Source organism: Pontibacterium sp. (assembly GCF_041587635.1).
Lineage (GTDB): Bacteria > Pseudomonadota > Gammaproteobacteria > Pseudomonadales > Balneatricaceae > Pontibacterium.
Genome location: NZ_JBFGYC010000087.1, coordinates 1 through 10,130, shown reverse-complemented (window position 1 = coordinate 10,130; position 10,130 = coordinate 1). Strand labels below are relative to the sequence as shown.

Genomic DNA, 10,130 nt, shown 5'->3' with positions numbered 1-10,130 from the left:
TCTCCCCGCGAGGCGGCACTGTCTGGCTTGGCAGCCTGATTAAACTGCTTGAGCCACTCGGACTGAATCAGCGACTGGTGCGTACATCTATCTTCCGACTGACCAAGGAAGGATGGCTGACCTCAACGCAGGTTGGTCGACGTAGTTACTACAGCCTCACGGATACCGGGCGTCGTCGATTTGAGAGCGCATTCCGTCGTATCTACGCCGAACTCTATCCAGAATGGGATGGAAAGTGGGATATGGTCATTACGACACAATTAGATGTCGAGCTAAGAAAGGTTGTCAAAAAAGAGCTGGAATGGCTCGGTTTTGGTAACATTGCACCCAGCGTCATGGCGCATCCCATGGCAGAAATGGCAGAAGTAAACAGCACCCTGCAAGAGTTATGCGTCAATGGTGAAGTGATCCATATGGAGTCACAACTTATTGGCACACAAACCTCCGCACCGCTCAAAGAACTGGTGCATGAGTGCTGGAACCTGCAACAACTGGCTGAAGATTATCAAACCTTTCTGGAGCGCTTTCGCCCGATCCTTCGCGCACTGGAAAGCGCGGAAGAACTGGACCCGGAACAATGTTTCCAGCTGCGAACACTGATGATCCATCACTACCGTCGTGTTCTGTTACGCGACCCGCAGCTACCAGAAAAATTGCTCCCTGCCGAATGGGCCGGTACCTCAGCCCGCATTCTGGCACGCAACATATACCGTATGGTGCAGGTAAAAGCGGAAGAATATCTGTCAGAAACGCAGGAAACAGCCGACGGCCCACTGCCTGAAGCAGCACCGCGTTTCTATAAACGATTTGGCGGCCTTTGACGGCCCCTTCGGTCGCTCCCCGACCATCTGACAACACGCACAATTAGCTAACTAGCCGCAATACTCTGGCTGAAACCGATGACATCTTTCGCACAGATTAACACGCGGCCGCTGGAGCCCAAACATAATAAGAGACCCGGATCTCACAGATCCGGTCACGATTTACCCCGGAGACAACGATATGATCAACATCGCTATCATCGGTAGCGGCCCTTCAGGTTGCTATATTGCGGATATGCTTTCTAAAAAGGTGGCCGATGCTCAGGTAGACATTTTTGACCGCCTCCCAACACCTTTTGGACTCGTGCGTGCAGGTGTTGCCCCTGACCATCAGGGCACCAAAAACATTGTCCGCCAGTTTGAACGTACCTTTTCCCGCGACAATGTACGCTTTGTCGGCAATGTAAATATTGGCGACGATATCACCTATCAGGAATTGAAAGACCAATACGACGTTATCGCGGTTACCATCGGCGCTCTGCAGGATCGCGATCTGGGCATTGACGGCGAAGACCTGAACGGCGTTTACGGCTCAGGTGCTTTCGTTGCCTGGTATAACGGCCACCCGGATCACGCCGACCTGAATCCGAAGCTCGACAGCTCAGGTATCGCAATCATTGGCAACGGCAACGTTGCACTGGACATCTCCCGCATTCTTGCAAAAACAGCTGAAGAGATGGGAAGCTCCGATATCACAGCAGATTCCGTGACAGCGATCGCTGAATCTCCGGTGCAGGACATCTATCTAATCGGTCGTCGTGGTCCTGTTGAAGCTAGCTTCACCAATGCTGAACTCAGTGAATTTGCAGAGCTGGAACGCTGTGTCGCACTGGTTGATCCTGCACAACTTCCTGCTGCACTGCCTGAAGACTTCGACCCGAAAGCGGCGAAAGCCGTTGAGAAGAATCTGGAAACATTGCGTGGTTATGCCGAAAACGCAGCCGACTCCAAACCGGTTCGTCTGCATATTATGTTCTGCGCTTCCCCAACTGCAATCTTGGGTGAAAACGGCACAGTGACTGGCTTACGTCTGGAGAAAAATCAAATTACAGACGGCCGTGCAACAGGGACTGGAGAAACCTTTGATCTGGACGTGCAAACAGTCATCTCTGCTATTGGTTACCGCAGCCAACCGATCGAAGGCATGCCATTCGATGAAGGACGCGGCATCGTCAGCAATGAGGAAGGGCGAGTAGAAGACGGGGTCTACACCTCTGGCTGGTGTAAACGTGGCCCACAAGGTGTTATCCCCGCCAACCGAGCAGACTCCATGGGTGTTGCCAAGCAGATTATTGCCGATTTAGAAGCAAACACGCCCGCTGGAGACAAAGCGGGCTTTAACAAAATTGCTGCATTGCTGGATGAACGCAACGTACGCACAGTGGGCTTCTCTGACTGGCAGACGATCAATGAAGCAGAAGTCCGCCGTGCAGAAGGCGATAAACCTCGCGAGAAGTTCAATCGCATTCCTGAAATGCTGGCGCTGCTCGATTAAGCACACTGCCCGTTAAAGAAACACCATGAAGCCGCCAGGCAATGCCTGCGCGGCTTTTTAGTTATCTGTATCAGAGTAAGATCATCATGCCATTACCACCCCCTGCAAACCGAGTTCAACAACACACCCGACGTGTCATCTGCGAAGGTTATAAGCGTGAAGACGGCTTGTGGGACATCGAAGGACATCTGCTGGATACCAAGAACTTTGCCATTGAACTAAAGGATCGTGACGACGGCATACTGCCCGCAGGCGAACCTGTCCACAACATGTCAATCAGGCTCACCATCGATCTGGACCTGAATATACTCGACGTGGCCGCCAGTATGGACGCAACCCCTTTCCGGGGCTGCCCAAGTATTACCAGCGCATATAAACAACTTATAGGCACTCAGATAAAACCTGGCTTCACCAAACTCACGCGCGATATGTTCAGCGGTGTACATGGCTGCACCCACCTGCTTGAGCTACTCGGTCCTGTTGCAACAACAGCATTCCAGGCAACCCACCATGAACGAGAAGCGCTCGAAGGCTGGTCTGATGGCGATCAAAAGCCACCGATGCTCGATACGTGTCACACCATGGATTCTAAAGGTGCCGTTGTACAAACCTATTGGCCACACTTTTACCAGCCAGAAAAAGAGAACCAACAGCGCAATACGGACTCCCACATCATTGCCACAGAAAACATAGAGGCAATAACGGGCGGATAAGTGCTCGGAGATGGATTAAACAGAGATGGATCTAGTACAACAGAGGTGAAGCGGCCCGACATCATCGGTACCGCTTCATGCAAGATATGGGTTTAACCTAAGCGATCGATCGAATTTTCAGCGTCATCCCTTCACTGCCAAAAATTTCTACTTTTGCTCCGGCCTCTAACTCATCATCGGCTTCAGCCTTCCAGAGCGTGTCTCCCACACGGATACGCCCCTGACCGCCCACCAGCGTTTCTTCCAACACCAGACGGCGACCAATCAGCTGAGCGGCACGATCATTGAGCAGCGGCTCGGCTGATTTATCATTGAAACCGCGAAACACCTTCCAGTACACCAACGTAAAGACAACCGACAGCAAGGAAAAGACCAGCAGCTGATGCTGCCACTCAGGCAGAAGCTCCAGCGCAACAATCCCGGACATACCAAATGCAGCCACGGCAATGCCCAGCAGAAAACCGCTGGTACCGAGAACTTCCAAGATGAGTAGGACAACGGCCAATGTCAGCCAGTGCCACGTGGTAATCACATCAAACAACGGTACGCTCCACTAGTTCTTCACAGACTTGAGTATCTCACCGATACCCGCCACAGACCCGATGACGCTACTTGCCTCTAACGGCATCAGCACAACTTTTTCATTGTCCGCAGAAGCAATCTGCCCCAAGGCTTCGACATACTTCTGCGCGACAAAGTAGTTTAACGCTTGCGGATTACCTTCGCTAATCGCTTTGGATACCATGTCGGTCGCGCGGGCTTCGGCCTCTGCCTCACGCTCACGGGCTTCAGCCACACGAAACGCCGCTTCTTTTTCACCTTCTGCGATCAGAATTTGTGCCTGACGCTGACCTTCTGCCACTTTGATCGCAGCCTCACGCTCACCTTCGGCCTGCAAAATAGCGGCACGCTTTTCACGTTCCGCTTTCATCTGGTTAGCCATCGCATCAACCAGGTCTTGTGGAGGAGAGATATCGCGAATCTCTACACGGGTCACTTTGACACCCCATGGATCAGTCGCCTCATCCACCTTCGCCAATAGCTGACTATTGATCGTGTCGCGATTGGAGAGCATGGCATCCAGCTCCAATGAACCCAGAACGGCACGAATATTGGTCATAACCAGATTCTGCATCGCACGGTAGAGATCGTTTACCTCATAACTCGCCATGGCCGCATCAAGAATCTGAAAGAAGCAAACAGCATCTGTCGTGACCTGTGCATTGTCAGCACTGATCACTTCCTGTGGTGGTACATCCAGTACCTGCTCCATCATATTCTCTTTGCTACCGACACGATCGATCAACGGAATGATCAGGTGGAGCCCTGGCGTTATCGTTCGGGTGTAGCGCCCAAACCGCTCAACCGTCCAGTTATACCCCTGAGGCACCATCTTTACACCCGAGAAGATCAACGCGAGCGCGAAGACAACAATAACTCCAACTGAAATTTCAAAGCCAAACATCACAACATCCTTATATCGGTTTTTGACGTAACGGAAGCAGTCAATTGAAATGATTACACTTTTTGTAGCTACGCAATCATTTCAAACGCTAGCCCTTAGCTTTGTATAGCAGTATATGGAGGCAATTTCATGGCAAAGGTATAACTTAGTCTGCTTTTTGCGACTGCTGCTCTTTCAACTTATAAAGCGGAATGACTTCATCAACATTGATCTCAAGACGCTTACGATCCGCCTCAACCTCAGTCAGAGCATCCACCTCTTCCATCGTATTCAGGCTACGCACGGCCAGATCCTGATACTGACGCGTACCTGCGCTTTTCCAGGAAACTTCACTTTCTGACAGTTCGCGAATAACTTTCGCCGGAGAACCCGCCACCAGCGTACGGTCAGGCACTTCGAACTTCGCTTTTACAAACCCCATCGCAGCAACAATGGAGGACTCACCCACTACGGCACCGTCCATGATCACCGCATTCATACCCACCAGCGCATTCTTTTTGATGGTACATCCGTGCAGCACTGCGCCGTGACCAATATGACCATCTTCTTCTACGACCGTATCGCTGTTCGGAAAACCGTGCATGACACAGGTATCCTGAATATTGGCACCCTCTTTGAGCACCAGACGACCAAAATCGCCCCGCAAACAAGCTGCAGGTCCTACGTAACAACGCGGGCCAATAATGACATCACCAATCAATACAGCGGTCGGATGCACATAGGCTGTCGGATCAATAACCGGCGTAATGCCATCGATAGCGTAAACTTTCATTCCATATCTCCAAACACAAAAAAGAGGGCTCTTGCCCTCTTATAACACGACCCGAAGGTCGGGAATACCCTTATAACAATTCGATAACAGAGCAATATGACTGAAGACCGTCATGCTGCAATAAATACCGCCCTATCATGATCAATGACTGATTATTTCGGGTGACGGCGGCTCTGCACCACGCGGAAGCGATTCGCAACGTAGGCCAGATCCGACAGACACGCATTCGCCGCTGGGTTACAGCCGGTGGCGTGGAAGTCAGAAAACGCAGCACTCTGGTTTACAAAGACACCGCCGGTCAGGTTGCAGGACAACGCAACACCCGCATCCAGAGAGGCTTCTTCGATCTGATCCAGTACATCGTCGCTGGAAGAGTAGCAACCCATGGTGATCGCACCGTGGTTCTTCACCGCTTTGTTCGCCAGCGCAATACTCTGCTCAGTGCTGTCCGTCTTGATCACGAAGGAGATCGGACCAAACAGCTCTTCCATGTACGTCTCTTCTTTATCTGCATCGATGGTCATGATCAGCGGGCTGTGCACACGTGCATCCTTGAACCATGGGTTTTCCATCGGCTCGGAATCACGGATCACGGTACCCAGACCTTTGCTGTCTTCGATACGCTGCGCGGTTACGGGCGCCTGAATCGCACCCAGCACCATCGCGGCACGCTCAGGATCGGACAGGAACTTAGTCACACCAGTAGAGATTGCTTCAGCCACTTCATCGAAGGACTTGTGACCCAGATCGGTCTCGATACCGCCCGCGGGTACAAAGATATCCTGCGGCGTGGTGCACATCTGGCCGGAGTACAGGCTCAGAGTGAAAGACAGGTTGCGTACCATGCCTTTGAAATCATCCGTGGAGTCGATGACGATGGTGTTCACACCCGCTTTCTCGGTATACACCTGCGCCTGCGGACAGTTGTTTTCCAGCCAGTCACCAAACCAGGTGTTACCAGTAAAGTCGATCAGGCGAACTTCATCACGCTGTGCCAGTTCCATGGTGCATGGCTGAGTTGCGTCTTCATCGATCACCATAGAGACAAGGTGTGCTGGCAGACCGTTCTCTACCAGTACTTCCTGTGCAATCTTGATGCTGATAGCCGCGGGCAGAATGCCTGCAGGGTGCGGCTTAACAACCACCGGGTTGCCGGTTACCAGAGAGGCGAACAGACCCGGGTAGGTGTTCCATGTCGGGAAAGTGGAGCAACCGATCACCAGACCAACACCACGGCCGACCACGGTAAATTTCTTATCCAGTACCAGCGGATCGTGCTTACCCTGTGGTTTGGTCCAGGTCGCAACACCCGGTGCAGAGGTCATCGCTTCATAGGCGTAAGCAACCGCTTCCAGACCACGGTCCTGTGCGTGTGGGCCACCGGCCTGAAACGCCATCATGAAACCCTGACCGGAGGTGTGCATTACGGCGTAACCGATCTCAAAGCTGCGCTTGTTGATGCGCTCCAGAATTTCCAGACAGATACCGGCACGGGCTTCAACACCCACATCACGCCATGCTTTCTGCGCATCTTTCATCGCTGGCAACAGAACATCCAGATCAACCAGCGGGTACTGAACGTCCAGGTCAAAACCGTACGGGGATTTTTCACTACCCGCAGTGCCGGTGATACCCGGCATATCCAGCTCAAACGCCTGACCGATGTACGCTTTGAAAGCGTTCTCGCCGTCTTTATTCGCAGTCTCGCCGTATTTACGCGGACTTGGGTTTTCCGGGTAAGGGCTGAAGTAATCACGTGAGTGAATGGCGTTCAATGCACCCTTCAGGGTGTCCTGGTGTTTCTCAAACAGGTTCTGGCTCATAATAAATCCCACTCTGTGCCGGTTCTTCCACTTCACAAAACCGACAACCGGTTGATAATAGCTACTTGTTATTGTTCTGATGACCTAACGCGCTTTCGCATTATTGCGGAATACGATTTATAAGCAATGCATGTTTCGACACGCGTTTCGTTTGATACACCATTTTTGGGGTATCAGGTACAGAAAAGGCCACACCTGATGGGCGTAGCCTTTTGATATTCGTTTTCGACGTATCGTCCGTATTAAGTATGCGGCGACGTTTACAACCTTTTACTACAGCTGTTCTGCCCAATCACGTACCCAGTCACGCGCATCCTCATCAGGCAGCGGCTGAGTGCAGGCATCCACTTCAAAACGCTCACCTACGCGCACCGCACCTAAGCTGGCTAACAACGCATCCACATCTTTGCCAGCCTGACAAAATGTCTGGTGGTAGGTTTGATCACCCAGCGCAACGATGCCGTATCGAATGTGAGACAGATCCGGTTTCTGTTCCTTCAATGCATCACACAGCGGAATGATGTTATCTGGTAGCTCACCATCTCCATGTGTTGAACAGCTGATGATCAGCACATCGCGGCTGGAAAAATCCAGCTCGTCATAGTCTGGCTCTTCGTGCAGCGCGACCTCATGTGCTTCTTCCAGCACCTCTTGCAGTGCGTCAGCCACCATTTGTGCATTGCCTGATTCAGTACCTACCAGAATCGCGATATCTGTCATAAACCCTCGCCTACCCTTTTATTCTGCTTAATCTATGGGCTTCTATTAATGCCAATAATCCAAACGATACACCAAACTTTATGATACGAAAAGTTTATTATCAATTAATATTCTTGTATCTCTTTTGGTTTTTGGGTTAACCTTGCGTTATGACAGGTTATTGCTTTGACTGAGCGATTGTCTAAACACCGGACCTGTGTAGAAAGCACACATACAGCCCGGATTGGGTTCACAGTCAGAGCAATCATGGTCCAAAAAAATAATGACATAGGCGCGCAACCGCATTCGCGCTACACCCTCAAAAAGAGTGAGGCTTCTCTTATGGCAATGGATGATAAAAAACTAATCGAACGCATCGCTAACGGTGAAAAGATTCAGGCGGGTGAAGAGATCTCTTCAGGATACCGTGCTGAACTGATGCGCCTGATGGTTGTCTTCGTGGATTCTGAACTTGCAGGTGCTGCAGGTTTCGCAGAACAGATCAACGAAGGCCCGGGTTTGCGTGAGCGTCAGGTTGCTGCGCAGATCGTTGCAGATAAGTTTGACCATGCTGAAAAAGTACTGACTTTGCTGAAAGAGTTTGGTGTCGATAACCGTCTCTATGTTGCCTCTCATGCCTGGGAAGCCCGCCTGAGCCGCTATCTGGACCTGGGTAATCGCCGTATTGGCGGTGACAAACGCCTGAATGTATTCCACTACCCGCTACAGGGTTGGACAGATGCCCTGGTCATGAACGCGTTAATGGCTGCCGCATCAGGCATCCAGCTGAAAGAACTGCGCAACGCATCCTATGCCCCACTGGCCGACGCGATGCGCGCCGTAGCTGAAGGTGAATCCCGTCATGCAGAACTGGGGGAACGAGGCCTGCAGGATCTGATCGATCGTAATGGCACCGATGCGGCACAGGTCGCTGTTGAGTTCTGGTATCCAAAAGTAGCAGCAACCTTTGGTCGTTCCGATTCTCAGCACAACGACCGTTTTCGTGCCTATGGCCTGATCACCAAAACCAACGATCAGCGCCTGAATGAATGGGAAGGCTTGGTAAATGACGTACTGACCCGCCTGGGCCTGACCGTTCCTGACACCGAGTAATAATGATCAGAATGGCGTCTGATACGTCATTCTGGTACAGATCAGTTTCTTTGCACTTTAATAGCAGGCCATTTGAGCCTGCTTTTTTTGTTTAAACAGTGGTATAACCTGTCAGCCATTTTTCCCGCCTGATATCGGAGCGATCATGTTCTCACCGCAATCCATCGCCACCATACTGACACTGGCCGCAGCCGTAGCGCTGGGACCTCTGTCCACGGACATGTATCTACCTGCCCTGCCCCGCATGACCGACGACCTGAATACCAGCGTTGATCAGATGCAGCTGACGTTATCCGTGTTCTTTGCTGGTTTTGCGGTTGCACAGCTTTTGTATGGCCCTCTTGCAGATCGTTTCGGACGCAAGCCAATTATGCTGGCAGGTCTGGCCATCTTCTCTTTGGCATCCATCGGCTGCGCGATGGCCGAAACCGTGGAACAGCTGATGGTCTACCGTTTTGTTCAAGCATTAGGTGCATGCGGTGGCCCGGTATTGGGCCGTACGATGGTAAGGGATATACACGGACCGGAAAAAGCAGCACCGGTATTGGCGCTGATTGGCACCATCATGGCACTGGCACCTGCCATTGCACCCGTATTTGGCGGGGGTTTGATCATCTGGTTCGATTGGCAGGCTATCTTCCTCTTCCTCGCCTTTTTCGGCTTTGTACTGATGGCGGTGTACGGCCTGAAGGTACAAGAGAGTTTGAAAGAGGAATACAAGAAACCGTTTAACCTGACAACGGTCATGACCTCCTATAAGCGACTGCTGAAGCATCGTGAATATATCGGCTACACCCTGAGCTGCAGCTTTGTCTATTCAGGCCTGTTCTGCTTCTTGTCAGCATCCTCCTTTGTATTGATTAACTTCTTTGGCGTCGCTGAAGAACACTTCGGACTCTATTTTGCACTGGTCGTGTGTGGATACGTGACCGGCACTCAGCTGGTTCAGCGATTCAGCGTCTACGTGGGCCAACGCAAGATGCTGATGCAGGGCGCCTGCACTGCGGCTGTCGCCGGCATTGCCATGGCGATTCCTTCATTAATGGAAAAAGATACGCTGGCATGGCTGATCGCGATGCAGGTGCTCTTTATGGTTGGCGTTGGCATTGTGATGCCATTATCGATGGGCGGCGCACTCGCACCGTTTTCCGATATTGCGGGCACCGCCTCCTCCCTACTGGGATTCTTACAGGCGGTATGTGCAGCAACGGTCGGCATCATTGTGGGTC

The 10,130-nt window shown here is 51.7% G+C and carries 10 protein-coding genes; 5 read left to right on the top strand and 5 right to left on the bottom strand.

What is annotated here, in order from left to right:
* From paaX to ABYW01_RS06685, 3 genes are all read left to right on the top strand, one after another.
* Nucleotides 1-821, top strand: an 821-nt coding sequence (gene paaX, locus ABYW01_RS06695) for a phenylacetic acid degradation operon negative regulatory protein PaaX (protein WP_372831712.1), incomplete at its 5' end; no start/stop codon positions are given.
* A gap of 181 nt (nucleotides 822-1,002) precedes the next feature.
* Nucleotides 1,003-2,316 (top strand): FAD-dependent oxidoreductase, encoded by a 1,314-nt coding sequence (locus ABYW01_RS06690; protein WP_372831711.1) that lies wholly within the window; start codon nucleotides 1,003-1,005, stop codon nucleotides 2,314-2,316.
* Between the two features lie 86 nt (nucleotides 2,317-2,402).
* Complete coding sequence (locus tag ABYW01_RS06685) at nucleotides 2,403-3,029, top strand: DUF2889 domain-containing protein (RefSeq protein ID WP_372831710.1); 627 nt, start codon at nucleotides 2,403-2,405, stop codon at nucleotides 3,027-3,029.
* 97 nt (nucleotides 3,030-3,126) lie between these two features.
* Here ABYW01_RS06685 and ABYW01_RS06680 read toward each other — a convergent pair whose 3' ends face one another.
* From ABYW01_RS06680 to ABYW01_RS06660, 5 genes are all read right to left on the bottom strand, one after another.
* Nucleotides 3,127-3,561: an NfeD family protein gene (locus ABYW01_RS06680; protein ID WP_372831713.1), complete on the bottom strand. Its 435-nt coding sequence runs from the start codon at nucleotides 3,559-3,561 to the stop codon at nucleotides 3,127-3,129.
* Between the two features lie 21 nt (nucleotides 3,562-3,582).
* On the bottom strand, nucleotides 3,583-4,494 hold the full coding sequence (locus ABYW01_RS06675) for an SPFH domain-containing protein (protein WP_372831709.1): 912 nt from the start codon (nucleotides 4,492-4,494) through the stop codon (nucleotides 3,583-3,585).
* Nucleotides 4,495-4,639: 145 nt separating this feature from the next.
* A complete protein-coding gene (gene paaY, locus ABYW01_RS06670; RefSeq protein WP_372831708.1) occupies nucleotides 4,640-5,266 on the bottom strand; it encodes a phenylacetic acid degradation protein PaaY in 627 nt (208 codons plus the stop codon).
* 152 nt (nucleotides 5,267-5,418) lie between these two features.
* Nucleotides 5,419-7,089 (bottom strand): phenylacetic acid degradation protein PaaN, encoded by a 1,671-nt coding sequence (gene paaN / locus ABYW01_RS06665; RefSeq protein WP_372831707.1) that lies wholly within the window; start codon nucleotides 7,087-7,089, stop codon nucleotides 5,419-5,421.
* A 273-nt stretch (nucleotides 7,090-7,362) separates the two neighbouring features.
* On the bottom strand, nucleotides 7,363-7,809 hold the full coding sequence (locus ABYW01_RS06660; protein ID WP_372831706.1) for a flavodoxin domain-containing protein: 447 nt from the start codon (nucleotides 7,807-7,809) through the stop codon (nucleotides 7,363-7,365).
* 321 nt (nucleotides 7,810-8,130) lie between these two features.
* Here ABYW01_RS06660 and ABYW01_RS06655 point away from each other — a divergent pair, with 321 nt between their 5' ends.
* Together ABYW01_RS06655 and ABYW01_RS06650 are read left to right on the top strand one after the other, a co-directional pair.
* Nucleotides 8,131-8,901 carry a Phenylacetic acid catabolic protein gene (locus ABYW01_RS06655; RefSeq protein WP_193953254.1) on the top strand — a complete coding sequence of 257 codons (771 nt, stop codon included), beginning with the start codon at nucleotides 8,131-8,133 and terminating at the stop codon, nucleotides 8,899-8,901.
* Between the two features lie 145 nt (nucleotides 8,902-9,046).
* Nucleotides 9,047-10,130, top strand: a 1,084-nt coding sequence (locus ABYW01_RS06650) for a multidrug effflux MFS transporter (protein WP_372831705.1), incomplete at its 3' end; no start/stop codon positions are given.

Coding starts and splice junctions, on each gene's coding strand:
- ABYW01_RS06690 (WP_372831711.1), top strand. CDS start 1,003: ATGATCAACATCGCTATCATCGGTAGCGGCCCTTCAGGTTGCTATATT.
- ABYW01_RS06685 (WP_372831710.1), top strand. CDS start 2,403: ATGCCATTACCACCCCCTGCAAACCGAGTTCAACAACACACCCGACGT.
- ABYW01_RS06675 (WP_372831709.1), bottom strand. CDS start 4,494: ATGTTTGGCTTTGAAATTTCAGTTGGAGTTATTGTTGTCTTCGCGCTC.
- paaY (WP_372831708.1), bottom strand. CDS start 5,266: ATGAAAGTTTACGCTATCGATGGCATTACGCCGGTTATTGATCCGACA.
- paaN (WP_372831707.1), bottom strand. CDS start 7,089: ATGAGCCAGAACCTGTTTGAGAAACACCAGGACACCCTGAAGGGTGCA.
- ABYW01_RS06660 (WP_372831706.1), bottom strand. CDS start 7,809: ATGACAGATATCGCGATTCTGGTAGGTACTGAATCAGGCAATGCACAA.
- ABYW01_RS06655 (WP_193953254.1), top strand. CDS start 8,131: ATGGCAATGGATGATAAAAAACTAATCGAACGCATCGCTAACGGTGAA.